Below are 24,061 nucleotides of genomic sequence, written 5' to 3'. Positions count from 1 at the left end.
CGTGCATCGTGAACGCCTGGTTGAACTGCTCGTTCGACATGATCTGCAGACCCGGACGGGCCAGCTCGGCGCGCATGAACAGCGCCATCACACCGCCGATGACGAAGAACGCGAACGACGTGGCGAGGTACAGCGTGCCGATCGTCTTGTGGTCGGTGGTCGTCAGCCACTTGAGGTGCTTCATGCCCCGCCTGTGTCCGCGCTCCGCCCGGACGTCACACTTCACCGACGCGAGGAGCATCACGAAAGCGGGTGTGACGATCGGGAAGGTGCCGGACAAGAACGGAACATGAGCAACGACGAGATCTTCGCCGCTGCCTATCGCGAGCACTACTGGGCGGTCAGCCGCTATGTCGCCCGGCGACTGGACGGGCGGGCCGACGACGTGGAGGAAGTGGTGGCGGAGGTGTTCACGGTCGCCTGGCGGCGCCGGGCCGACCTCCCTGCCGCCGCGCTGCCCTGGCTGTACGGCGTGGCGCGCAACTGCCTGGCCAACGCGGTGCGTGGCCACGGCCGCCGCCGCAGGCTCGTCGACCGGCTCGGCAACGACTACAGCGCGCACGGACGGCACATCGCGGTGGGCCCCGAGGCCGACACGCCCGGCGGCTGGGTGCACGAGGCACTCGCCCGGCTCTCCGCGGCCGACCAGGAGGTGCTCCGGCTGACGGCCTGGGAGCAACTCGGCATCGAGGAGGTCGCCGTCGCCCTCGGCTGCGGCCACCGGGCCGCGTCCATGCGGCTGCACCGGGCCCGGCGCCGTCTCAGAGCCGAGATCGACCGCCTGCGCCCCGCGCCCCCGATCACCGAGCACTCCTGCATGACCGCCCCGAAGGAACACGGCCATGGCTGACGAACTCGAACTGCTGCGCAGCGCCGACCCCGTGCCGCCCGACGGCCCACACTTCGGCGACGGCCCCCTGGACCACAACGCCGAGCGCCGACTGGAACAACTGCTGCGCGACCCGGGGGACGGGCTCCCCGGCCGCCCACAGGACCGACCGGGTCTGCTCCCGGGCCCCCCGCGGGGCCGATGGGGGCTGCTCTCCGGTCGTCGGCGCAACCGGCGCGGCCTGCCCTCCGGCCGTCCAGCCCCCGAAGGCCGACCCCCCGGCGGTCGGCGGAGCCGATGGGATCTGCTCCCCGGCCATCCGCGCGACCTGCTGCTCCCCGGGCCCCGCCGACTCCGCCTGGCCTGGGGTCTGGTCGCCACCGCCGTCGTCGCCGCCCTGACCCTCACCCTCGTGCTGAGCGGACCGAGCACCCCGCCCGCGATCGCCGCGCCCCGCCCGCTCGTGGTCGAGACCGGCTCCACACCCGTGCCCCTGCACCGCATGGCCGAGCTGGCGTCAGCCGTGGCCGAGAGGGACGGCGCGCCCCGGCTGCGCAAGGGCACGCACGTGCAGTCCTGGAGTCTCGGCATGTCCGACGACAAGCCCCCGATCACCCTGCCGGAAGAGCGCATCGTGCGCTGGCGGGCCGACGACAGCCACACCGAACTCGTCGTGGCCACGGACCCCAGGCATCCGGGCCGCCCGGTCCTCTCGGACGAGGGCGGCGAACCGCACCTCGTCGACGACGGCCACGTCCTCGTCGACCAGACCTACCCGCCGAGCTGGAGCGACGCCCCGCCCAAGTCACCCCCGCCCCGCGATCCGGCCCGGCTGCGCGTCTACCTGATGGAGGCTCAGTACACCGACACCCCGCTGACCACGCCCGAGCTGCTCGACGCCATGGCGACGCTGCTCGACAACTGGACCCTCGGCGCACGCGAGAGCGCGGTGCTCACCCGGCTCCTCGCCGGAGCCGAGGGACTGCGGCCGGTCGGCCGGGTGACCGACCGGCTGGGCCGGCGCGGCCAGGCCTACGTGAACGACAGCCGAGGCGTCCGCCGCATGCTGATCATGGACCCGTCCACCGGCGCCGTCCTCGGGCTGGAGAGCACCCTCACGCAACCGGATCCCGAGTACGGCGTCGAGGAGGGCGACGTCATGTCGTACAGCGCCTGGATGCGCTGATCACCCCTCGGCGACACCGAGTTGCCGGGCGGCGGCCGCCACCGTCTGCTCCAGCAGCGTGGCGATGGTCATCGGGCCGACACCGCCCGGCACCGGTGTGATCAGCGAGGCCCGCTCCACGGCGGAGTCGAAGTCGACGTCGCCGACGTTCCCGGCGTTGTACCCGGCGTCGATCACCACCGCGCCGGGCTTGATGTCCTGGCCGCGGATCCGCCGGGGCCGGCCCACCGCGGCCACCACGATGTCGGCCTCGCACACGGCCGCCGACAGATCCCGGGTGCGCGAGTGGCAGTAGGTGACCGTCGCGTCCCGGGCGAGCAGCAGCATGCCGGCGGGCCTGCCGAGGATCGCGCTGCGGCCCACGACCACGGCCCCAGTCACGGCCCGGCCCCACCCTGACGGAGCCCGGAGACGTTCCCGCTACTCGTCCCAGGCCTGGACCAGGGTCTGCTCGACGATCTTGCCGTCGCGCAGCCCGATCATGGACTCGGACAGCACGCGCACCCCGTCCGCGTACTGGCAGCTCTCGCTGTAGGCGGCCTCGTCGCCCTGGATGACGCAGTGCTCCAGCTTGTGCGACATGTCGCGGCTGTAGACGTCCTCGAGCATTCGGCCGATCTCGTCCCGGCCGTGCAGGACCTTGGGGTGGCTGGGCTGGGTCGTGCGGTCCACGATGCGCAGCTCCGCATCGTCGGCGTACAGGGAGAGCAGGATGTCCGGATTCCCTTCCACGCCCTGGCGCAGGGTGTCCCGGCCGAAGGCGGTGTCTGCCGCGGTTCCCATGATGACCTCCTTCGAAGGGCCGCGGCCCGGTGGACGCGGGCCGCGAAAGGCCTCTCCTGTCGAGCGTCCTCCCGCCGGGCGGGCTCGGCAAGCGCAACCGGAACACTGGGCCTGACGGCTGAGCGGCGTCGCCCGCCCGTGTCCGCCGGGACCCCGCCCGCGTTGCGCCAGCCATGATCTCAACACGACGTATCGTCGCCGCCGTTGGTCTCGCCGCTGGGGTCACCGGCCTCGCCGCGCCGATGGCGAACGCGGCCGACGCGGAAGCGAAGAGCCCGCTCAGCCCGATGGCCACGCTCGACTCGCTGACGGTGAGCGACATCCCCGCCGCGCACAAGGACGAGATCCCGCGGCCTCCTCACAGCTGGCCGGGCTCAACCGCCTCGACGACCTCGACCAGCTGAACCAGGTCGTCGGTCTGGTCTCCCCGCTCTTCGGCTTCGTCCCGAACATTCGCTGACGGCAGCGCACGCGTGAGGGCCGCCCGGACCCGGGCGGCCCTCACGCATGCGCGGACTCAGTCCGCGGTGGCCAGGAACTGCGTCGCCGCCAGCTCCGCGTAGAGCGGATCGGCCGTCACGAGCTCACGGTGCGTGCCGACGGCCCGGACCCGGCCCGCGTCCATCACCACGATCCGGTCGGCCATCGTCACCGTGGACAGCCGGTGCGCCACGACGAGCACCGTGGTCGTGCGCGCCACGTCCGCGACGGTGTCGCGCAGCGCCGCCTCGTTCACCGCGTCCAGCTGCGAGGTCGCCTCGTCGAGCAGCAGCAGCCGGGGGCGGCGCAGCAGCGCGCGGGCGATGGCGACGCGCTGCCGTTCACCGCCGGACAGCTTGGTGCCGCGGTGTCCGACGAGCGTGTCGAGGCCGCCGGGCAGCCGGGAGACCAGGCCGTCGAGCCGGGTCGTCTTGAGCACCCGCGCGAGGGCGTCCTCGTCCGCCTCCGGATTGCCCAGCAGCAGGTTCTCCCGCAGTGAGCCCGACAGGACCGGCGCGTCCTGCTCCACATAGCCGATCGCGGCGCGCAACCGGGGCAGCTCCCAGTCGTTCAGGTCCCGCCCGTCCAGCGTGATCACGCCGGACTCCGGGTCGTAGAACCGCTCGATCAGCGAGAAGACGGTGGTCTTGCCGGCGCCGGACGGGCCGACGAACGCCGTCATGCCCTGTGCGGGCACGGTGAAGGTCACTCCATGGTGGACGGGGGGCAGGTCGTCGGCGTAGCGGAAGCGGACGTCGTCGAAGGCGAGGGCGGCGGGCTCGGCGCCGGGGGAGGGCAGCGGGGCGGCCTCGGCGGCCGGTTCGGCGGGCAGGCGCAGGGCCTCCTCGATGCGGGTGAGGGCCGCGGCGCCCGTCTGGTACTGGGTGATGGCGCCGACGACCTGCTGTATCGGCGACATCAGATAGAAGACGTACAGCAGGAACGCCACCAGTGTGCCCACGTCCACCGCGCCGGTCGCGACGCGTGCGCCGCCCACGGCGAGCACCGTGATGAAGGCGATCTGCATGGCGAGTCCCGCCGTGTTGCCCGCGGCGGCCGACCACTTGGCGGCCCGCACGCTCTGCCGCCACGACTCCTGCGCCGCCTCGTGCAGCGTCCGCTCCTCCCGGTGCTCCGCGCCGGACGCCTTCACCGTGCGCAGGGCGCCGAGGATCCGCTCCAGCGAGGCACCCATGACCCCGACCGCGTCCTGCGCCTGACGGCTCGCCTGGTTGATGCGCGGCACGATCACCCCGAGGACCACACCCGCGCCCAGGATCACGGCCAGGGTGACGCCCAGCAGCACGGCGTCCACCAGGCCCATCATCACCACCGTGGCGACGAGCGTGAGCCCGCCCGTGCCGAGGCCCACCAGCGAGTCGGTGGTGACGGCGCGCAGCAGCGTCGTGTCGGAGGTGATGCGGGCCATCAGGTCCCCGGGTTCGCTGCGGTCCACGGCCGTGACCCGCAGCCGCAACAGGTACGACGACAGGGACCGCCGCGCGCCGAGCACCACCGACTCGGCGGTGCGCGTCAGCACGTACGAACCCAGTGCGCCCACCGCCGCGTTGGCCACGACCAGGGCCGACATCGCCAGCAGGGCGCCGGTGATGGCCCGGTCGTGCGACAGGTCGTCGATCAGGCCCCGCGCCACCAGTGGCAGCAGCAGTCCGGTCGCCCCGGTGACCAGCGAGAGCAGCGCACCGGCGAACAGGGACCAGCGGTGCGGCCGTACGTATCCGAGGAGCTGCCGCCACGGGGGTGTGGCGGTCTCGGTCTCTGCGATGGTCACGGCGCTCCCTCGGCGTCGGCGGAGCGTTCAGGCTACGTCGCCGCCGACGCGCGCGGCCTGCCCTTTTCGAGCAGAACAGGACGGCCGATCCGCGCCCCTTACCGATCAGTCGCGCGTAGGGTCGGAAGGGAACGGACCCCGGCCGACGAAGGAGTCAGCAGCATGGCCCAGGAAGTACGCGGCGTGATCGCCCCCGGCAAGGACGAGCCGGTGCGGATCGAGACGGTCGTGGTGCCCGACCCCGGCCCGGGCGAGGCCGTGGTGCAGGTGCAGGCCTGCGGGGTGTGCCACACCGACCTGCACTACAAGCAGGGCGGCATCAACGACGACTTCCCCTTCCTGCTCGGCCACGAGGCCGCGGGCGTGGTCGAGGCGGTCGGCCCCGGCGTCACCGACGTCGAGCCCGGTGACTTCGTGATCCTCAACTGGCGTGCGGTGTGCGGCAAGTGCCGGGCCTGTCGGCGCGGGCGGCCCTGGTACTGCTTCGACACCCACAACGCGCAGCAGAAGATGACCCTCGCCTCGACGGGCCAGGAGCTGTCCCCGGCCCTCGGCATCGGCGCCTTCGCGGAGAAGACGCTGGTCGCGGCCGGGCAGTGCACCAAGGTCGACCCGCGCGTGGCCCCGGAGGTGGCCGGGCTGCTGGGCTGCGGTGTGATGGCCGGCATCGGCGCCGCGATCAACACCGGGAACGTCGGCCGGGGCGACTCGGTCGCCGTCATCGGCTGCGGCGGAGTCGGCGACGCGGCCATCGCCGGATCGCGGCTGGCGGGAGCGGCGACGATCATCGCCGTCGACATCGACGACCGCAAGCTGGAGACCGCCCGCTCCATGGGCGCCACCCACGCCGTCAACTCGCGTGAGAACGACCCGGTCGAGGCGATCCGCGAACTCACCGGGGGCTTCGGCGCCGACGTCGTCATCGAGGCCGTCGGCCGCCCCGAGACGTACAAGCAGGCCTTCTACGCCCGCGACCTCGCGGGCACGGTCGTCCTCGTCGGCGTCCCCACCCCCGAGATGAAGCTCGAACTGCCGCTGCTCGACGTCTTCGGCCGCGGCGGGTCCCTCAAGTCGAGCTGGTACGGCGACTGCCTGCCCTCCCGCGACTTCCCCATGCTGATCGACCTGCATCTGCAGGGGCGCCTGGACCTCGGCGCATTCGTCACGGAGACGATCCAGCTCGACGAGGTGGAGAAGGCGTTCGAGCGGATGCACCACGGCGACGTGCTGCGCTCGGTGGTGGTGCTGTGATGACGACCCGCATCGAACACCTCGTCACCTCCGGCCAGTTCAGCCTCGACGGCGGCACCTGGGACGTCGACAACAACGTGTGGATCGTCGGCGACGACCACGAGGCGATCGTCATCGACGCCGCCCACGACGCCGACGCCATCGCCGAGGCGGTCGGGGACCGCCGGCTCGCCGCCATCGTGTGCACCCACGCCCACAACGACCACATCGACGCCGCCCCCGCGCTCGCCGAGCGCACCGGCGCCACCATCTGGCTGCACCGAGACGACCTGCCGCTGTGGAAGCAGACCCACCCGGACCGCGAGCCGGACGCCTGGCTCGTCGACGGCCAGACGATCGAGGCCGGCGGCGCCGACCTCAGGGTCCTGCACACCCCGGGACACGCGCCCGGTGCGGTCTGCCTCTACGACCCGGGACTGGGCACCGTCTTCACCGGCGACACCCTCTTCCAGGGCGGCCCCGGCGCCACCGGCCGGTCCTTCTCGCACTTCCCGACGATCATCGACTCGATCCGCGACCGGCTGCTGAGCCTGCCGCCCGAGACGACCGTCCGCACCGGCCACGGCGACTCCACGACCATCGGCGCGGAGGCCCCGCAGCTTCAGGACTGGATCGCCCGGGGCCACTGACCGCGTGTCGCCGGTAAAAGGCGACAGAAGATGTCCTGCTTACCCGTGACCCTGGAGGCGACAAGCAGCCACGGTCACGGGAGGTCGGACATGTCGGTTCCGTTGCAGGACAAGGTCGCACTGGTCGCCGGGGCGACCCGGGGCGCGGGGCGGGGGATCGCCGTGGAACTCGGCGCGGCGGGCGCCACCGTCTACGTCACCGGCCGCAGTACCCGAGCCCGCCGCTCGGAGTACGACCGGCCCGAGACCATCGAGGACACCGCCGACCTGGTCACCGCCGCCGGCGGCAAGGGCATCGCGGTGCCCACGGACCACCTCGACCGGGCGCGGGTCAAGGCGCTCGTGGACCGGATCGCGGACGAACAGGGCCGCCTCGACGTCCTCGTCAACGACATCTGGGGCGGCGAGAAGCTCTTCGAGTGGGACAGCCCCCTCTGGGAGCACGACCTCGACAACGGCCTGCGCCTGCTGAGGCTCGCCGTCGAGACACATGCCGTCACCAGCCACTACGCCCTGCCCCTGCTGCTGCGCAACCCAGGCGGCCTGGTCGTCGAGGTCACCGACGGCACCGCCGGCTACAACGCCGAGAACTACCGCGTGAACTTCTTCTACGACCTCGCCAAGGCCTCCGTGCTTCGTATGGCCTTCGCCCTCGGCCACGAACTCGGCCCGCGCGGCGCCACCGCCGTCGCCCTCACCCCCGGCTGGCTGCGCTCGGAGCTGATGCTGGACGGCTTCGGCGTACGGGAGGACAACTGGCGCGACGCCCTGGAGCGCGTCCCCCACTTCGCCATCTCGGAGACCCCGCACTACGTGGGCCGGGCCGTGGCCGCACTCGCCGCCGACGCGGACGTGGCGCGCTGGAACGGGCAGTCGCTGTCCAGCGGCGGACTCGCCCAGGTGTACGGCTTCACCGACGTGGACGGCAGCCGCCCCGACGCCTGGCGCTACCTGGTGGAGGTGCAGGACGCCGGGAAGCCCGCGGACGTCACCGGATACCGGTGACACGGACGGGGGCGGCGGGGCCTCACAGGAGGCCCCTCTCGACGAAGCGGTCCAGCAGCGCGTCCAGCCCCGCCGCCAGGCCTTCCGGCCCGCCCCGCCCGGCGAGGGCGGGCGCGGTCGCTCGGAGCCTCGGGAGCTCGTCCGACGGCATGCGGTACAGACCGAGCCGGAACGCGGGGTCCGGCTCCCTGGGGTTGTCCACCATGGCGCGCAGTTCCACGGACACGTATCCGAGGACCCAGGCGGTGAAGGCGCGCAGCACCGGGGCGGAACGCCTCTCGTCGAAACCGGCGTCCCAGAGGACGCCGAGTACGCGTTCGTGATCCCTGAGGACCGCCGGCGCCCTGCGCGCCAGCGGTACCTCGGTGAAGCGGGTGAAGATCAGCGGTGCCCCCTCCGGGTGGTCGAGGCAGACCTGGTAGGTGATCCGGGCGATGCGGTGCAGTTCGGCCCGCCACTCGGTGCTCGCGGCGGCCGCCTCCGGGGCGGGTGCCGCCGCGAGCCGCTCCTCCAGCTGCAGGAACAGGGCCTCCACCACACCATCCAGCAGCGCGGTCTTGCCCGGCGCGTAGCGGTAGAGGGACATGGCCTCCACACCGAGCTCGGCACCCAGCCGGCGCATGGTCAGTGCCGCGAGGCCTTCGCGATCGACCAGGTCCAGAGCCGCGGCGAGGACCCGCTCGCGACTGAGCCTGCCGTGGCGTCCGTCCTCGTCGGCGCCCGGCCCCGCGCCGTTCACCATCACCTGCCTCCTCCACGGAGATGCCTCTCGCCGTCATGGCCTGTCGAGTTCGCCCCACACGACGAACCGGTGGACGTACGTCCCGTCCCAGCCGCGGTCCGTACAGGTGATGAGGGTGATCCGGGCCTTGTCGGGCCGGGCCCCCGGCTTGCCGGGGACGGGAAGGAGCACACCGACGTCGGACGGCTCCACGACCTTGCTGTGGGTGACCCGGTAGGTGTAGGTGGTCCCCTTCCACTCGACGTCGATCGTGTCCCCCCTTCGCAGCTCCGGGAGCTGGTTGAAGGGCTGTCCCCACCCCGTGCGATGACCGGCCACCGCGAAATTGCCCGGCTCACCCGGCAGTGCCGTCTCAGGGAAGTGCCCGGGGCCCTTCGCGAGGGCCGCCTGCGACACGCCCTCGACGATCACCGGGGCGAAGTTCCCGCCGAACCGGGGAACGCGCAGCACGGCGAAGGCGTCTCCGGCACGCGGCTCGGGCTTCTCCTGGCGCGCCTTCTGCGGTGGTGCGGCCGACTGCCGGAGCTCATGGCGCAGCGACTGCTGCGTCTGCGCGTAGGCGTCGTCCGCCTGCCGGTCGTGGAAGATTCTGAGGCCGCCCAAGGTCAGACCGGCGAGAATCAGGCCGACGCCCAGAAGGATCATCACCCTGCGCATTCCCGACCTCCTGCGGTGCGGTGGGGCCACTTCCGTGGCCCCGCCCCGGCGACCTTGTCAGGCGTCGTCCTCGATCCTGCGTGGGATCAGCCGCAGTGCGGCGCAGCCCGCCGAGACCAGAACGAAGACGACGATCCAGAACCAGACACTTCCCGGGCCTCCGGTGACCGGCAGCAGCCCTGCCCCGGTGGTTCCACCGGCGGTGGTGCCGGCACCGACATAGTTCGCCATGATCCTTTCCCTTCTCCGCGCGAATTTCCTTGGGTGAGTTGTCGTGTGCGTCTTCGGGCGAGTCGTTCGGATGTCACCACGCGCGGTCCCTTCGCAGGGCCGTCTCCGCGAGCGCGCGGAGGTGGACGCCCTGGAGGAACAGGTCGTAGAACCACTCCGGCAGGACCAGCATCGAGGCGACCGACACACGCCAGCCGCGCGACTTCACGGTGACCGCCCGCTCGATGGCGTAGAACGCCGTGAAGGCGATCCAGAACGGCGCGATCCGCAGCCCTGAGCCGACGGCGAGGAAGTAGATGACGGACACGATGTAGGCCGTCGACACGGACACTCCCAGGAAGGCCACGAGCTGTCGGGCCCAGCCTTCCGTCGTGTAGCGGGTGAGGCCGTAGTCGATCAAGTTCTCCAGCGCGCCGCGCTTCCAGCGGAGCCGCTGCTTGGCCAGGGCCCGCCAGGTCTCCATGACCTCCGTGGTCATGGTGGCCCGCGTCGGGGCGACGATGCGGTGGTCGAGATGTTTCAGGGCGAGCGTGAGTTCGTTGTCCTCGGTCAGCGCCTTCGTGTCGTAGACGCCGTCGGCCGCGGGCAGCCGCCCCGATGCCCGCGCCTGGAGGACCTCTTTGAGGGCTCCGGCCCGGAAAAGGCACGCGGTGCCGGTCAGACACAGCACCTTGCCCCTTTTCCGTGCCGTGTCCCGGGCGTACCGGGCGAATTCGTTGCGCTGGAACGCCCCGCACAGTCTGCCGCCGGAGCGACCGCGGAAGGTGCCGCCCACGGCGCCGTACCCCCGGCCCATTCTCCTGAGGGTCACCTCGATGAAGTGGGGATCCAGATAGGTGTCGGCGTCCTGGACGAGGATCGCGTCCCGGTCGGAGACCTCCGGCAGGAGTCTGCCCAGCGCTCCGTTCAGGTTGCCGGCCTTCTTGTGCCGGTTGCCGACCGAATGCCAGACCTCGGCCCCGGCCGCGTGGGCGATCCGTTCCAGCTCCGCGGTCCGACCGCTGTCCCGGTGCGGATCGAGCGTCACGACGACCCGGTCCGCGGGATGTGTCTGCCCCCGCAGGGCCTCCAGCACGTGGGGGAGTGAATCCACCTCCCTGTAGGCGGGCACGAGCACGATCACCCGAGGCGACTGCGGCGCAGAGACGGCCGCCGGGTCACACCGCGGACGGAGATCCGATGCTGTCGGTGAGAGCGTCTCGATCATCACGTGCTCCATGCGACTGGATGAACTGCTACCACATGTCTGTAACCTTACGTTGTAAACGTATATGCGCAACTTGCGGCATAGATTTCGCCTGTCTGTTTTGCCTGTCCACTGCTTCGCGCTGCCCCGGCCCGCTCATGAGGAATGTCACTGTTCCGTCCCAGCGCCGCCGTCCGCACAACCGGAATCGGTCTCCGTCCGTCTAGCTGGCAGACATCACCGAACCGCTTTCGCGAAAGGGCAGGACCAGCCATGGGGGACGTACGCAGACGGAGCGCCGTCGCACTGGGGATCACCGGTCTGGTGGCACCGCTCACGCTCGCGCTCGGGGCCGCTCCGGCCCAGGCGGCGAGCTGCACCACGCAGGCCGGCCCGTACCAGAAGCAGGTGGAGAAGTTCCTCGGCCGTCCGGTCGACGGCAAGCAGTCCGCCGCCGACTGCAAGGCCATCAAGGCCTTCCAGACCAAGCACGGCATCACCCCGAACATCGGCTACGCCGGCTCCGTCACCTGGGGCGTGATGGACCTGATGCAGAAGCAGAAGGCCGTCGGGAAGACCCCCAACAAGGACGGCAAGTGCCCGGTGAACAAGGGCCGGATCGCCTGCGTGAACCTGACGCTCCAGCTCAGCTGGATCCAGGACGGCAAGAAGCTCGTCTACGGCCCCGTCCCGGTCCGCACCGGCCGCAACGGGTACGAGACCCGCACCGGCCTGAAGAAGATCTACTGGCGCAACATCGACCACGTCTCGTCCATCTACGACGTGCCGATGCCCTACGCGCAGTTCTTCGACGGCGGCCAGGCCTTCCACTCGGTCGGCGTCAGCATGTGGAACCCGCCGGGCTCGCACGGCTGCACCAACATGACGAAGACCGACGCCAAGAAGTACTGGTCGCTGCTGAAGAAGGGCGACGACGTCTTCGTCTACGGCCGCAAGCCGGGCACCTGATACCGGGCACCCGGCTCGCGTCCGGCGGTGTCCCCTACTGGGGCGCGTCCCCGAAGTCCGGGATCTCCAGCCTGGCCCCGCCCTGCCGCGCCGACTCGTGCGCGACGATGCCCGGCAGGGTGTAGCGGGCGGCCACCCATGCGTTCACCGACGGCAGCGTGCGGGAGTTGACGGCGGTCACGAAGTCGTCCACCAGGAAGTGGTGGCTGCCCTCGTGGCCGTTGTGGAGGTGGTCGAACTCCCTCGGCAGCCGAGCGCGGTCGTGCACGGGCGCCGACCCGGAGGTGAAGGCGGCGCGCAGCTCCGGCGCGATGTGCTGGAGTGACGGGTCGTCGGGCGCCATGGTGGGCTTGGGCTCCAGCAGTTCGCTGATGTCCTGCACCCCCTTCTTGTCCTGCCAGAGGGCGACCGTGGCGAGCTGCTCCATGCTCGCCTCGGTGCCGAAGAAGCGGAACCGCGACTCCCGTATGTGCGAGGGGTAGCCGACCCGCCGGAACTCGTTCGTACGGAACGAGCCGCCGCCCGCCACCTCGAACAGCGCGGTGGCGTTGGAGACGTCGTTGCCGAACTGGCTGACGTCCTTGTCGAAGACACCGTCGCCCCGGTCGTCGACGACACCGATCGCCGACACGCTCACCGCGTGGGTCTTCCAGGCGCCCAGCACACCGCCGACCGCGTGCGTCGGGTACAGCAGCGGGGGATAGCTGGCCGTCGCCTTCCAGTTCTCGCCGCCGCTGTACTGGTAGGCCTCGTAGAACCCCAGGTCCATGTCGTGGACGTAGTCGCCCTCGGCGTAGAAGAGCCGCCCGAAGGCGCCTTCGGCGATCTGGTTGCGGGCGTGGACCGTCGCCGGGTTGTACTCGCTGGTCTCGCCCATCATGTAGGTCAGCCCGGTGGCCTTGACCGCGTCGATGATCGCCGCGATCTCCTCCGTGCTGATGGCCATGGGGACGGCGGAGTACACGTGCTTGCCGGCGTTCAGGCCCTGGAGCACCAGCGGCCCGTGCGTCCAGCGCTGGGTGAAGATCGCGACGGCGTCGACGTCCTCCGACTCCAGCATGGCCTGGTAGGACGGGAAGGTGCCCGCCAGCCCCTGGGAAGAGGCGAGCTGTGCGGCCCGCTCGGGCAGCAGGTCGGTGACGTAGATGTCGCCGACGCCGGGGTGGGCCTGGAACAGGGTGGCGAACTGGCCCGAGAACTGTCCGGCGCCGACGATGCCGAGGGAGAACGTCATGGGGGGCGTGCCCTTCACTGGTCGGGTGATCACTGCGAGAGGATCAGGTTGATCTGTTCATTGGTCTGGTCGAGGCTGCTCACGGGCTTGCCGTTGCCGTAGATGTCCTCCATCGCGGGGGCCATCAGCGCCGTCATGTCCGCCGAGTAGCTGGCGATCGGATAGGAGAAGGTCCGGAAGTCCTTCTTGTCGGCCACGGGCCGGGTGAAGGCCGAGACGTCGATGCCCTTCTTCCTGTACGCGGCGACGGCCGCCTCGGTGCCGGCCGGGGTGGCGGGGAAGACGACCCCGGACCTGCCGACGACGGTCTGGCAGCGGTCCGAGGCCAGGTAGGCCACCCACTTGCGGGCGCCCGCCTTGTTCTTGGAGGCCTTGGTGATGGAATCGGCGAGGCCGTTCATCATCGTGGCGCGCCGGCCGGCCGGGCCGGCCGGCGTCACGGCGGTCTTGATGTCCTTGCCCTTGAAGCCGGCGTAGGTGGAGATCATCCAGGCCCCGTCGAACGCGGTGGCCGCCCTGCCCGCCGCGATCTGGGTGTTCTGCTGGTTGGACTGGATGTTGTAGTCCGACAGGGGCGGCATGTAGCCCTTCTTCGCCAGGCCGAAGTACCACTCGACGACCGACTGGAAGGTCTTGCTGTCGTACTGGTACTCCGTGCCCCATCGCGGCTTGTTCAGGTAGTTCCACCCCGCCGAGCCGGTGAAGGGGCTCCACTGCGTCTGGCCGTCGCCGAAACCGCCGCCGCCCGTGGCCATGCCGTAGACCTCGACGTTGTCCTTGTCGAAGCCCGCCTCGTCGCCCCGCTTGCCGTTCCTGTCGACGGTGAGGTGGGCGATGGCCTTCTCGAAGGTGCCGCCGTCCTTCGGGTTCCAGGAGAGGTCGTTCAGCTGCTCGGCGGTGAGACCGGCGTCCTCGGTCATCTTCTGGTTGTAGAACAGCGCGACGGTGTCCCAGTCCTTCGGAGCGCCGTAGCGGTGGCCGTCCTGGCCGACCCAGTTGGCGGCGAGGCCCGGCTGGTAATCGGAGTCCTCGATACCGAGGTCGTCGAGCGGTTCGAGGACCTTCAGGTCGGCGAACTGGCCGAAGTTCTGGATGTGGTCGGTGAAGACGTCCGGCGCGGTGCCCGCGATGAACCCGGCGGTGAGCTTGGTCCAGTAGTCGCTCCAGCCCAGCTGCGTGATCTTCACCTTGAGTCCGGGGTTCTCCTTCTCGAACCCCTTCGCGCACGCCTGGTAGGCGGGCAGCTGGTTGGCATCCCACAGCCAGTAGGTGACCGTGTTCGCGGACGATCCGGCGGCACCTCCCTGCGCGCACCCGCTGACCAGGGACAGCGCCAGCGCTCCGGTCGCCGCGACGAGCGGACGAAGTCGAATTCGCATCACAGTCCCCTTACTTGATCCCGGTGAAGCCGATGGAGCTGACGATGCGGCGGGCGAAGCAGGCGAACAGCACCAGCATCGGAAGCGCGGCGATCAGCGTCGCGGCCATGAGCCCGGACCAGTCGACGCCGGTCGCGGGGGTCTGCGCCCGGAAGACCGCGAGCGCCACGGTCAGCACGCGCGAACTGTCGCTGTAGGAGACCATCAGCGGCCAGAAGTAGTCGTTCCAGGAGGTGATGTACGTCAGCACACCGAGGGTGATGATCGGCGTGGACGCCATCGGCAGGACCACCCGGAAGAAGATCTTGACCTTCCCGGCGCCGTCGAGCAGCGCGGCCTCCTCGACCTCCTTGGGGATGTTCATGAAGAACTGCCGCAGGAAGAACACCGCGAACGGCGTCATGAACATGGTGGGCAGCGCGATGCCGAGGAGCGTGTCGATCAGGTGCAGTTGCTTGATGAGCACGAAGTTCGGCAGCAGGGTGAAGATGGCCGGCACCATCATCCCGGCCAGGAACAGCCCGAACACCTTGTCCCGTCCCCGCCAGCGCAGCCGCGAGAAGGCGTAGGCGGCCATCGCGCTGAAGAAGATCTGACAGCCGGTGATCAGGGTCGAGACCAGCACCGAGTTGAGCAGGTAGCGCCAGAAGTCCAGTCCGCCGCCCGCGCCGCCCTGTGCGACGGCCTCCTCGGCCGACTGCAGGCCCAGGGCGCGTTGGAAGCCGCTGGTGGTCAGGTCGACCGGCAGCGGGTTGGTCGGGTCGGCGTTCAGACCCGCATTGGTGGAGAGCGCGGTGCGCAGGATCCAGTAGAACGGCAGCAGGGTGATGAGGACGACCAGTCCCATCACGGTCCAGGCCGCGGCCCGCCCGAAGGAGAACCTGCGCCGGACCGGCCGCAGGGTCGTCGGCGGTGTCGTCGTCGGTGGTGTCGTCACGGTGGCCATGGCGGTGTCTCCCTTCTCAGCCGAGGTCGGTCCGGCCGGCCCGGGTGAGCCGGTACTGGAGGACGGTGATCGCGCTCAGCACGACCAGCAGGGCGACGGACATGGCCGAGGCGTAGCCGAACTGGAAGCGGCCGAACGCCGAGCCGTAGATGTAGTACTGCAGGACGTTGGTCGCGTTCGCCGGGCCGCCCGCGGTGGTCACGGCGACGGTGTCGAAGACCTGGAACGACCCGATCACCGTCATGATCAGCACCACTGCGAGCACCGGTCGCAGCAGCGGCATGGTGATCCGCCAGAACATCCGCCACTCGCTCGCGCCGTCCACCCGGGCCGCCTCGTACATGTCGTTCGGGATGGCCTGCAGACCGGCGAACAGCAGCAGTGCGGTGTACCCCACGTGCCGCCACACATTGATGAGCGCGATCGTCGGGATCGCCCAGGTCTCGTCGGCGAGGAACGGGATGCGGTCCACGCCGAGGCCGCCGATGATCTCGTTGCCGATGCCGAGCTGGGTGTCGAGGATCCACAGCCAGACCAGACCGGCGACGACGTTCGACATCAGATACGGCGTCAGCACGATCCCGCGCAGCAGCGCCGACCGGGTCAGTCGCTGGAGCAGGACGGCGATGGCGAGCGCCGCGATCGTCTGGACGCCGATGTTGATGAAGACGTACTCGACGGTGACCCACAGGGAGTCCCAGAAGATGGGGTCGTTGACCATGCGGACGTAGTTGTCCAGGCCCACCCACTCCGCCGGCGTCAGCAGGTTGAAGCGGGTGAAGCTCAGATAGATGCCCCGGAGCGTCGGCCAGAGCAGGAAGACCAGAAAACCGAGCAGGGCCGGCGCGATGAACAGCGCGGCCAGCCGGCCGTCCCCCCGGTCCTCGCCGGACACCCCCTGCTCTGTCCCGGTCCTGCTGCGGGCCTCCGCCGCGCCGCCCGTGGGCAGACGTGAAGGAGGACTGCTGGAGGCGATGGTCATCGGGAGACTCCCTCGCTGCGGCGGCTCGTCCTCTGGCGGGACTTACTTTTGGTGCGAAACAATTGCTGCGTCAAGAGGCAGGCAAACATCTTTTCTCAAGAACCTTCATCGACCTAGAGTGGTCATGTTGGTTTCAGTGCGAAAAAATAGCTGAGGGGAGTCGGACCGTCATGACCGACGGCACCGCCGGCTGGCTGCCGCTGAGCGCGGGCGAGCGCTCCGTGGCGATCGAAGTGCTCGTCCACGGCCCGCTGTCGCGCACCGAACTCGCCCGCAGGCTGGGCCTGTCGGCCGGCAGCCTCACCCGGCTGACCAAGCCCCTGATCGAGTCGGGCCTGCTGGTCGAGGTGCCCGAGGCGGGAGCCCCCGCCGAGACGCGCCAGGGCCGCCCCTTCCAGCCGCTGGACGTCGTCGCCGACTCGGGCTTCTTCCTCGGCTTCAAGATCACCGAGGACACGGTCTACGGCGTCGTCACCACGCTGCGGAGCCGCATCGTCGCCCGCCACGACCGCCCGCTCACCACCCACGACCCCGCCGAAGTCGCCGACGTGCTGGCCGAGATGACCACCGAACTGGCCGAGGGCCACCCCCGTCTCGCCGGGATCGGCATCGGGGTCGGCGGGTTCGTCCAGGACCGTGCCGTGGTCGGCGAGTCCCCCTTCCTGCTGTGGCGGGACGTCCCCCTGGCCGACCTGGTCTCGGAGCGCACCGGGCTGCCGGTGGTCGTCGAGAACGACGTCGCCGCCCTGGTGGAGGCCGAGACCTGGTTCGGTGCCGGACGGGGCCTGGACCGCTTCGTCGTCCTCACCATCGGTGCCGGGATCGGCTACGGGCTCGTCCTGGGCGGCAAGCGGGTGCCCTTCGCGGGGGAGGACCGCGGTTTCGGCAGGCACTGGATCGTCGACCCCAACGGGCCGCTCACCCCGGACGGCAGGCGCGGCAGCGCCGTCTCGCTGCTGACCATCCCCAGCATCCGCTACCAGATCCGGGCCGCCACCGGCACCGACCGCGGCTACGAGGAGATCCTCGCCCTGGCCGCCGCGGGGGACCCGATGCCCGCCCGGGTCGTCGACGAGGCCGCACGCGCCCTGGGGACGCTCGTCGCACAGATCTCCAACTTCGTGATGCCGCAGAAGATCCTGCTCGCGGGGGAGGGGGTCGGGTTGATGGATGTGGCCGGGAAGACGGTCGAGGAGACGGTCCGTGACCTGCGGCACCCGCTGGCCGCCCCGGTCGGCCTGGAGACGAAGGTGTCCGACTTCCACGACTGGGCGCGTGGCGCGGCCGTGTTGGCCATCAAGGTGCTGGTGCTGGGGTCGGCCGAAGCGTGAACGGCGGCGAACTTCCCGGCGGTGAAAGGTACTCACAGGTGGCTGATGTGAACAGCCTCACGTTTACCGGGAGATGGACGTGATCAGTAACACTGTCCGGAATGCCCGTTTAGTTCATCGTTACTCACATCACCTTCACGTGTGGCGACGTATGCTTCACAGCATGTCCACCACTGTTGAATCATCATCCGAGCGATCGGCTGACGAGGTCAACGAGGAGATCCGCGCGTTGTGGCGCCGGTCGGGCGGGACACTGAGCGTCGAGCAGCGTGAGGTATACCAGCGGCTCGTCCTGGAGTGGGCCACCGCGGCCCCGCAGTCGGCGCCCGCGGCCTGACCCTCGCCCCGGCCCGCCGACGCATCGGGCCCTCGTCGCCCACGCATCGGACCCTCGTCGAAGGGCACCCCTGATCCAATGGGTGCCCTTCTCGCACTTCCCTCGGCCGTCGTCCACGGCATCGTCGCCGTGCAACCGGCACGCCCGCCAGTGCTTCGGCCTCGGCGTCATCCCCAAGTGGCCGAGTAGTACTGCCGATACGCCTTGCGGTCCTGCTCCGCGCGGATCCACCGGGTCGCCACCAGCGCGACGAGGCTGCCCCCGATGACGAGCATGCCGGGGCCGACGTTGCGCGGGTCGGTGAGTCGGCTCAGCAGCGTCGACACGTCCGTGCCCGTGATCGGCGCCGACGCACCCGGCGAGGCCGCGCCCTGTGACGCCGACGGCGCGGGAGCGGTACCCGTGCCACCGGACGACTTCGCCACGATCAGCTTGACCCCGAGCTCGGTCAGCGCCTTCGTCACCGGCTGGAAGAACGTCGTACCACCCGCCGTGCAGTCCCCGCTGCCGCCCGACGTCACGCCGAGCGCGACACCGTCGGCGAACATCGGGCCTCCGCTGTCGCCCGGTTCGGCGCACACGTTGGTTTCGATGAGGCCGGTGACCGTGCCCTCGGGGTAGTTGACCGTGGCGTTCAGCGCGGTCACCTCGCCCTGGCGCAGCCCGCTGGTGCTGCCGCTGCGGAAGATCTTCTGCCCGACCTCCGCGTCGGCGACGCCCGTGATCCGCACGCCCTTGCCGTCGCCGACCGCGACGACGTCCGCGCCCTTGCCCGCCCGGCCGCCGTCGTACTTCACCAGGGAGTAGTCGTCGCCGGGAAAACTCCCCTTGAGTGAGGTGCCGACCTGGTCCCGGCCGCGGTCGTCGGCGAACCAGACGGACCCGTCGGGACCGCAGTGCCCGGCCGTGAGGATGAAGTCGCTCTTGCCGTCGGTCACGTTGAACCCCGCCGAACAGCGCCCGGCGGTCGACAGGATCGGCTGCGCGCCGTTGACCCGCGTCGTGAACGTGCCCTCGGAGCGCTCCATGCGCACGAACGATCCGATGCCCTCGGCGACCTTCGTCATCCGCGACCAGTCGGAGGAGGAGACGGTGCTGTCGCCCCGCACCACCACCTGGTTGCTCTTGTAGTCCATGGCCCACGAGGTTCCGGAAACCCGGGGTGCCGAACGCAGCGTCGCCGCCGCGGACTTGAGGTCGCTCATGCTGTGCTCGACCATCCTGGCCTGCGCGCCGGCCCGCTTCACCGCGGCCGCCGCCTCGTCGTCGGTGACCGCGACGACCGGCCGCCCGGCCTTGTCGATCCAGCTGCCCGCGGTGCGGGAGTTGCCCAGCCGGGACACGAGGTCGGTGCCCTCACCCGTCGCCGGCGGCGCCGTGAACGGGACGCCGATGGACGGGGCCTGGGGCTCGCTCGCCACGGCGTTGGTGACCATCGCTCCTCCGAGGAGGAGTCCGCCGACGGCCGCCAGCCGTGTCACTCGCCGGACGACCCGTCGTCGTGCGTGCCTCATGCATGGCTCCCGAACCAGAACATCACGGTGCGAACACCGCGGGGCCCTCCTGGAGTTGAGTGCCCTTCACTCCATACGGAGCGCAGCCGTGCCGCGTTCAGCGCACCGGTGATCTCTTCGCTCTCACCCGGCGACCGGGGCCGCGAGCAGGGCGCCGCTGCGCGCGTCGCCCCACACCGAGTCGGGATCGACGTAGGGCCGCAGCAGGGCGGTCAGCGCCGGGTCCCCGCGGCCGTTCAGCTCGTCGGAGGCGATCTTGCGGGCGATCCCGGCGAGGAAGTCCGCCACCTGCACCCGCGCGTCGTCCCGCGCGACGACGAGCCGCACCCCCACCAGGCCGGCCCCGGCCCGCCGGGCCGTGCCCTCGATCCACGCGATGCGGTCCGGCGTCAGCATGTTCTGCCGGTCGTGCACGAGGTGGACCGGCCGCCCGTCGCGGCTCCAGAGCGCCGCCGTCGCCACGATCGCCGGAAGCAGCGGGTTGAGCAACGGGATCAGCGGCGGCCCGGCCAGGACCCCCTCCCGGTAGGAGACCGCGCGGGGCCGGGTCCCGGCGAGCCGCTCCAGGATCCCGGCCGCGTCCGTGGGCGGGTGCGTCCGGCGCAGGGCGTCGACCGTGTCGTAGAAGGCGTCCACCGGGTCCCCGTCGTGGCGGATCCGCAGCAGCTGGTTGGCCGCCGCCAGGAACGCCCGCCAGCCGTCGTCCCCGAAAGCCGGGCGCCCCGCGCGGAACAGGACGGCCGCCTCCGCCGCGTCGTCCAGCAGCAGGCCGAGGGTCCGGTCCACCACGAAGAACGTCTTCTCCATGAGGTGCACCCGGGCCCGCCCGTGGATCGGACCCCGCGGCGCGAGCAGCCACTCCAGCACCGCGCGGTGCTTCTCCCGCAGCAGGTGGTTCGCCTTGTACTCCTCGGCGGGCGACCGGATCCGGTCCCGGATCTCTCGTACCGTCGCCGCGGCCGACGCCACCGACAGCGACACCCCGGCGTGCGCGAACACGTCCGTGTCCCCGCCGGTGAGGTTCTCGCCGTCCGACCCCGACTCGTCACAGGCGATCTCCAGGAACGCGCCCGCCGCCCCGCCCCGCTCCCCGTCCGCAAGACTCCCGCTCACCGCACAGCCCCCTATCGTGTGCCCATGACCAGGATCCCGCACGAGACGTCCGGTGAACCGAATCCCCTGCAAGCCCTCACCCTCGACCGGCTCCGGCAGCGCACCAGCATGAAGTGGCGCACCTACCCACAGGACGTGCTGCCGCTGTGGGTGGCCGAGATGGACGTGCCGCTCGCCGATCCCGTCGTGCGCGCCGTCACCGACGCGCTCCACCTCGGCGACACCGGCTACCCGGCCGGCACCGCCTACGCGGAGGCCCTGGCCGCTTTCGCCGACAAGCGGTGGGGATGGAGCGGGCTGGCGGTGGAGCGCACCGCGATCGTGCCCGACGTCATGCTGGGCGTCGTCGAGATGATCAAACTGGTCACGGGCCCCGGCGACACGGTGGTCGTGAATCCGCCCGTGTACCCGCCGTTCTACATGTTCCTCGAGCACATGGACCGGCGGGTGGCCGAGGCTCCGCTCGGGGTGGACGGGCGCCTCGACTTCGGGGTTCTGGAGGAGACCTTCCGGCAGGCCGTGGCAGGTGGGCGGCGGGCCGCCCACCTGCTGTGCAGCCCCCACAACCCGACCGGCACCGTGCACACCGCCGAGGAGCTGTCCGCCGTCGCCGAGCTCGCCGAGCGGTACGGCGTGCGCGTCGTCGCCGACGAGATCCACGCCCCGCTCGTGCTCGGCGACGCCGGCTTCGTGCCGTATCTGAGCGTGCCGGGCGCCGAGCGCGGCCTGTCGCTGATGTCGGCCTCGAAGGGCTGGAACCTGCCCGGGCTCAAGGCCGCCCTCGCGGTCGCCGGGCCGGAGGCCGCCGCCGACCTGGAGCGGATGCCCGAGGAGGTGGGGCACGGCCCGAGCCATGCCGCCGTCATCGCCCACACCGCCGCCCTGCGCGACGGCGTCACCTGGCTCGACGCCCTCCTGACCGGGCTCGACGGCAACCGGCGGCTGCTCGCGGACCTGCTGGCCGAGCACCTGCCCGCCATCCGCTACCGGCCGGGCGACGCCACCTACCTGGCCTGGCTCGACTGCCGCGCCCTCGATCTCGGCGACGACCCGGCCGAGGTCTTCCTGGAACGCGGCGGGGTCGCCCTCAGCTCCGGCCTGCCGTTCGGCACCGGAGGCACCGGCCACGCCCGCCTCAACCTGGGGACCTCGCGGGAGGTGCTCACGGAGGGCGTACGGAGAATGGCGGCGGCGCTGCGCTGAACCCGGGGGCACGCTCGTAGACTTCCCGGCATGGACGACAGGACGCTGGACGCACTCGGCGCGGGCAAGTACCTGCTGGTCACCAGCTACCGCAAGAACGGCACGCCGGTCGCCACCCCGGTCTGGGTGGTACGCGACTCAGACGCGCTCGGCGTGTGGACAGCCGCCGACTCCTGGAAGGTGAAGCGGATCCGCAACCGCGCTGACGTGCTGGTCGGCCCCTGCGACCTGCGCGGCAATCCCACCGGCGAGCAGGTGCCCGCGACGGCGGAGATCTGCGACGCGGCCACCACCGCCCGCTACCGGCAGCTGATCGGCCGCAAGTACGGCCTGACGGGCCGGCTGACCCTGCTCGGCAGCCGGCTGCGCCGGGGGGTGGACGGCACGGTGGGCATCCGTGTCACCCCCGCCGCCGACTGACGAGGCGTCAGCTCCAGGCCCGGTACGGCTCGTCCAGCAGCTGGAAGACCGGCTCGCCCCGTACCGGGTCCTTGGCCGTGGACAGCCGCACCCGGTCCCCGCTGTGGATGCCGATCGGCGGGCCCATCACCCGGCCGCGCACCACGAACCCCTCGGCCATCTCTATCTGCGACACATTGCGCGCCGCCGGGGTGTTGCGGTGCACGACGGTGGAGTGGCGCACCGTGCCCGTGCCCTCGGCGCGCTCCGTGCGCAGCTCGCTGCCCCGGCACACCGGACACAGCAGCCGGTGGTACATGGCAGTGCCGCACCACGTGCAGCGCTGGAAGAGGATGGCCTCCGAGTTCTGGCCCCTCGGGTCCAGCAGACCCGTCGCGGAGCCGGCGGCCTGCTGAGTGACGCTTCCTGAGTGATACACGCTGGTCAACTCCCTGCACTCGGCCGGAATCCGCGCACGCGATCACCCGCGCACACGTGTGCGCGGTTCGCCGTGCCACCGTGCACGCAGCACAGAGTATGGCACTCAGTGCCACGCGTAAAGGCACTCCGTACCCTCAATATGGGAAGCCCTCAGCCCCGCCCCAGCGTCGTCTCGATCTCCTGCACGACCCGCCACAGGGGTGCCCCGCGCCGCGACACGACGACCACGACGTCCTCCGGCTGCTCCACGGCAGGCGGCAGCGGCACACCGCCGAACGCCGACTGCACGTAGTCCAGTGCGTGGCCCACCGTCGCGCCCGCGTCGCCCTGTCCGTCCGAACGCAGCCAGGAACGCAGCGCGTTGTTGTGCGCGGCGACCACCGCCGCCGCGATCACGTCGGCCTGCAGCGTGCCGTCCCGGCGGGCGGCGAAGCGCCCGCGCAGGTACTCGGCGAGGGCCCGCTCGTAGCGCCACACCACCGACAGCTCGTACGCCCGCAGCCCTGGCACCTGCTTGGTGAGGCGGTAGCGCTGTACCGAGAACGCCGGGTTCTCGGCGTACATGCGCAGCACGAGCCGGGCCGCGTCGCAGACCCGCCGCACGGGATCGTCGTCGTCGGAGCCGTCCGCCAGGAAGGCCGTCATGTCGGCGAGGCACCGCTCGTGGTCCGGGAAGACCACGTCCTCCTTGGAGGGGAAGTAGCGGAAGAACGAGCGCCGTCCGACACCGGCGAGCGCCACGATGTCGTCGACGGTGGTCTGCTCGTACCCCCGCTCCGGGAACAGCTCGTAGGCCGCCGCCACCAGGGCGTCCCGGATGGGCGGTTTCCCGGTGTCGGCCTCGGCTTTTTCGGAGCTCATGAGCGCGAACGTAGCACCCCGTGGGACCACTCATGGCACTCAGTGCACTCGTCGGGCGGTACTGAGGTCTCCGCCCGCCGGACCCGACGGGGCTCTGAACCCCGGCCGCGCCGGCCGCGTATCTAGCGGCACGACGATCCTCGAAGGACGGGCGCCCCGGGCCCGGACGAAGGAGAGCAGCGTGTCGACACCGTCCGAGCCCTTGCCGCCGCACGACGGCCCGGCCCTCGAACCCATCCGCGTCCTGCGGCCCCGCCGCACCGACGCGCTCGCGGAACTGATGCGGGAGTTCCAGCAGGAGACCGGCCGCGACCCCGCCCGGCAGGAGACCGGGAGCGAACCCGGCGGCTACGCGTCCGGCCGCGCCCCCGGCGGCTACGAGTCCGTCGCGCTGCCGGATCCGCCTGCCGGCTCCGAGGCCCTGACGCAGGAGCTCCCTCCCGTCGCCCGCGAGACCCGCAGGCCCACCCGCGCCGTCCCCCCGGGGGCCGGGCTGCGCCGCGCCGCCGTCGCGGTGGCCGTCCTGGCGGCAGCGGTGATCGGCTTCGGCGGGGCGCTCCTGCTGCGCGGCACTGTCGTCC

General features: G+C 71.0%; 25 protein-coding genes and 3 pseudogenes. 12 read left to right on the top strand and 16 right to left on the bottom strand.

Translation table 11 applies throughout. The annotated features are described in order from the left end of the window. On the bottom strand, positions 1-241 hold a 241-nt coding region (locus K4G64_RS28090), incomplete at its 3' end, for a cbb3-type cytochrome c oxidase subunit I (protein ID WP_260461088.1). 48 nt (positions 242-289) lie between these two features. Between K4G64_RS28090 and K4G64_RS28085 the strand changes: the two genes are divergently transcribed. Further along, entirely contained in the window at positions 290-850 is a 561-nt protein-coding gene (locus K4G64_RS28085; protein ID WP_221758776.1) for an RNA polymerase sigma factor, read from the top strand. Further along, the gene (locus K4G64_RS28080; RefSeq protein ID WP_260461086.1) at positions 843-2,015 is read left to right on the top strand and encodes a CU044_5270 family protein; all 1,173 of its coding nucleotides are present in this window, start codon (positions 843-845) and stop codon (positions 2,013-2,015) included. Before K4G64_RS28085 ends, K4G64_RS28080 begins: the two co-directional genes overlap by 8 nt. On the opposite strand, the pseudogene K4G64_RS28075 reads toward K4G64_RS28080, so the two are convergent. Together K4G64_RS28075 and K4G64_RS28070 are read right to left on the bottom strand one after the other, a co-directional pair. After that, positions 2,016-2,387: pseudogene (locus K4G64_RS28075) on the bottom strand (bifunctional 5,10-methylene-tetrahydrofolate dehydrogenase/5,10-methylene-tetrahydrofolate cyclohydrolase); the annotation flags it as partial. It abuts the gene before it with no gap. A 48-nt stretch (positions 2,388-2,435) separates the two neighbouring features. Further along, positions 2,436-2,798, bottom strand: coding sequence for a nuclear transport factor 2 family protein (locus tag K4G64_RS28070; RefSeq protein WP_221758775.1), 363 nt, complete (start codon positions 2,796-2,798; stop codon positions 2,436-2,438). 173 nt (positions 2,799-2,971) lie between these two features. Between K4G64_RS28070 and K4G64_RS28065 the strand changes: the two are divergent. Beyond that, positions 2,972-3,258: pseudogene (locus K4G64_RS28065) on the top strand (hypothetical protein). A 57-nt stretch (positions 3,259-3,315) separates the two neighbouring features. On the opposite strand, the gene K4G64_RS28060 reads toward K4G64_RS28065, so the two are convergent. Next, entirely contained in the window at positions 3,316-5,070 is a 1,755-nt protein-coding gene (locus K4G64_RS28060) for an ABC transporter ATP-binding protein (protein ID WP_221758774.1), read from the bottom strand. A 162-nt stretch (positions 5,071-5,232) separates the two neighbouring features. On the opposite strand from K4G64_RS28060, the gene K4G64_RS28055 reads away from it, so the two are divergent. From K4G64_RS28055 to K4G64_RS28045, 3 genes are all read left to right on the top strand, one after another. Further along, positions 5,233-6,321, top strand: coding sequence for an S-(hydroxymethyl)mycothiol dehydrogenase (locus K4G64_RS28055; protein WP_221758773.1), 1,089 nt, complete (start codon positions 5,233-5,235; stop codon positions 6,319-6,321). After that, the gene (locus K4G64_RS28050) at positions 6,321-6,950 is read left to right on the top strand and encodes an MBL fold metallo-hydrolase (protein WP_221758772.1); all 630 of its coding nucleotides are present in this window, start codon (positions 6,321-6,323) and stop codon (positions 6,948-6,950) included. The genes K4G64_RS28055 and K4G64_RS28050 overlap by 1 nt, the downstream gene beginning before the upstream one ends. A 90-nt stretch (positions 6,951-7,040) precedes the next feature. Then, positions 7,041-7,955 carry an SDR family oxidoreductase gene (locus K4G64_RS28045; RefSeq protein WP_221758771.1) on the top strand — a complete coding sequence of 305 codons (915 nt, stop codon included), beginning with the start codon at positions 7,041-7,043 and terminating at the stop codon, positions 7,953-7,955. Between the two features lie 22 nt (positions 7,956-7,977). On the opposite strand, the gene K4G64_RS28040 is transcribed toward K4G64_RS28045, so the two are convergent. The 4 genes from K4G64_RS28040 to K4G64_RS28025 all read right to left on the bottom strand — a co-directional run bounded on the left by K4G64_RS28040 (position 7,978) and on the right by K4G64_RS28025 (position 10,792). Further along, a complete protein-coding gene (locus K4G64_RS28040; RefSeq protein WP_221758770.1) occupies positions 7,978-8,697 on the bottom strand; it encodes a TetR/AcrR family transcriptional regulator in 720 nt (239 codons plus the stop codon). Positions 8,698-8,730: 33 nt separating this feature from the next. Next, the gene (locus K4G64_RS28035) at positions 8,731-9,354 is read right to left on the bottom strand and encodes a class E sortase (RefSeq protein WP_221758769.1); all 624 of its coding nucleotides are present in this window, start codon (positions 9,352-9,354) and stop codon (positions 8,731-8,733) included. Between the two features lie 57 nt (positions 9,355-9,411). Further along, positions 9,412-9,585, bottom strand: coding sequence for a hypothetical protein (locus tag K4G64_RS28030; protein WP_221758768.1), 174 nt, complete (start codon positions 9,583-9,585; stop codon positions 9,412-9,414). Positions 9,586-9,658: 73 nt separating this feature from the next. Next, positions 9,659-10,792, bottom strand: coding sequence for a glycosyltransferase family 2 protein (locus K4G64_RS28025; RefSeq protein WP_260461085.1), 1,134 nt, complete (start codon positions 10,790-10,792; stop codon positions 9,659-9,661). Positions 10,793-11,044: 252 nt separating this feature from the next. On the opposite strand from K4G64_RS28025, the gene K4G64_RS28020 reads away from it, so the two are divergent. Continuing rightward, on the top strand, positions 11,045-11,740 hold the full coding sequence (locus K4G64_RS28020) for a L,D-transpeptidase (protein ID WP_221758766.1): 696 nt from the start codon (positions 11,045-11,047) through the stop codon (positions 11,738-11,740). Between the two features lie 34 nt (positions 11,741-11,774). Here K4G64_RS28020 and K4G64_RS28015 read toward each other — a convergent pair whose 3' ends face one another. The 4 genes from K4G64_RS28015 to K4G64_RS28000 are packed head-to-tail and all read right to left on the bottom strand — an operon-like array spanning position 11,775 to position 16,281. Next, entirely contained in the window at positions 11,775-12,974 is a 1,200-nt protein-coding gene (locus tag K4G64_RS28015) for a Gfo/Idh/MocA family protein (protein ID WP_221758765.1), read from the bottom strand. 29 nt (positions 12,975-13,003) lie between these two features. Further along, positions 13,004-14,353 (bottom strand): sugar ABC transporter substrate-binding protein, encoded by a 1,350-nt coding sequence (locus K4G64_RS28010; RefSeq protein WP_221758764.1) that lies wholly within the window; start codon positions 14,351-14,353, stop codon positions 13,004-13,006. Between the two features lie 10 nt (positions 14,354-14,363). Then, the gene (locus tag K4G64_RS28005; RefSeq protein WP_221758763.1) at positions 14,364-15,299 is read right to left on the bottom strand and encodes a carbohydrate ABC transporter permease; all 936 of its coding nucleotides are present in this window, start codon (positions 15,297-15,299) and stop codon (positions 14,364-14,366) included. Between the two features lie 16 nt (positions 15,300-15,315). Beyond that, positions 15,316-16,281, bottom strand: coding sequence for a carbohydrate ABC transporter permease (locus K4G64_RS28000; RefSeq protein WP_221758762.1), 966 nt, complete (start codon positions 16,279-16,281; stop codon positions 15,316-15,318). Positions 16,282-16,451: 170 nt separating this feature from the next. Between K4G64_RS28000 and K4G64_RS27995 the strand changes: the two genes are divergently transcribed. Beyond that, entirely contained in the window at positions 16,452-17,612 is a 1,161-nt protein-coding gene (locus tag K4G64_RS27995) for an ROK family transcriptional regulator (RefSeq protein WP_221758761.1), read from the top strand. A 151-nt stretch (positions 17,613-17,763) separates the two neighbouring features. Next, on the top strand, positions 17,764-17,949 hold the full coding sequence (locus tag K4G64_RS27990) for a hypothetical protein (protein WP_190896289.1): 186 nt from the start codon (positions 17,764-17,766) through the stop codon (positions 17,947-17,949). A gap of 167 nt (positions 17,950-18,116) precedes the next feature. Here K4G64_RS27990 and K4G64_RS27985 read toward each other — a convergent pair whose 3' ends face one another. After that, the gene (locus K4G64_RS27985) at positions 18,117-19,463 is read right to left on the bottom strand and encodes a S1 family peptidase (protein ID WP_221758760.1); all 1,347 of its coding nucleotides are present in this window, start codon (positions 19,461-19,463) and stop codon (positions 18,117-18,119) included. Between the two features lie 123 nt (positions 19,464-19,586). Next, a complete protein-coding gene (locus K4G64_RS27980; RefSeq protein ID WP_221758759.1) occupies positions 19,587-20,576 on the bottom strand; it encodes a hypothetical protein in 990 nt (329 codons plus the stop codon). A gap of 24 nt (positions 20,577-20,600) precedes the next feature. Between K4G64_RS27980 and K4G64_RS27975 the strand changes: the two genes are divergently transcribed. Both K4G64_RS27975 and K4G64_RS27970 read left to right on the top strand, forming a co-directional pair. Further along, positions 20,601-21,779 (top strand): MalY/PatB family protein, encoded by a 1,179-nt coding sequence (locus K4G64_RS27975; protein WP_221758758.1) that lies wholly within the window; start codon positions 20,601-20,603, stop codon positions 21,777-21,779. Positions 21,780-21,809: 30 nt separating this feature from the next. After that, positions 21,810-22,199, top strand: a complete 390-nt coding sequence (locus tag K4G64_RS27970) for a PPOX class F420-dependent oxidoreductase (RefSeq protein ID WP_221758757.1) — start codon at positions 21,810-21,812, stop codon at positions 22,197-22,199. Positions 22,200-22,206: 7 nt separating this feature from the next. On the opposite strand, the gene K4G64_RS27965 is transcribed toward K4G64_RS27970, so the two are convergent. Next, positions 22,207-22,617 carry a Zn-ribbon domain-containing OB-fold protein gene (locus K4G64_RS27965; protein WP_190896278.1) on the bottom strand — a complete coding sequence of 137 codons (411 nt, stop codon included), beginning with the start codon at positions 22,615-22,617 and terminating at the stop codon, positions 22,207-22,209. Positions 22,618-22,769: 152 nt separating this feature from the next. Further along, positions 22,770-23,480, bottom strand: a complete 711-nt coding sequence (locus K4G64_RS27960; protein WP_221758756.1) for a TetR family transcriptional regulator — start codon at positions 23,478-23,480, stop codon at positions 22,770-22,772. A 181-nt stretch (positions 23,481-23,661) separates the two neighbouring features. Between K4G64_RS27960 and K4G64_RS27955 the strand changes: the two are divergent. After that, positions 23,662-24,061 (top strand): annotated as a pseudogene (locus K4G64_RS27955) (peptidoglycan-binding protein); the annotation flags it as partial.

Source organism: Streptomyces sp. WAC04114 (assembly GCF_019733245.1).
Taxonomy (GTDB): Bacteria; Actinomycetota; Actinomycetes; order Streptomycetales; family Streptomycetaceae; genus Streptomyces; species Streptomyces massasporeus_A.
Note: the sequence above shows the minus strand (reverse complement) of the source record. Positions and strands in the feature narration are given on the sequence as shown.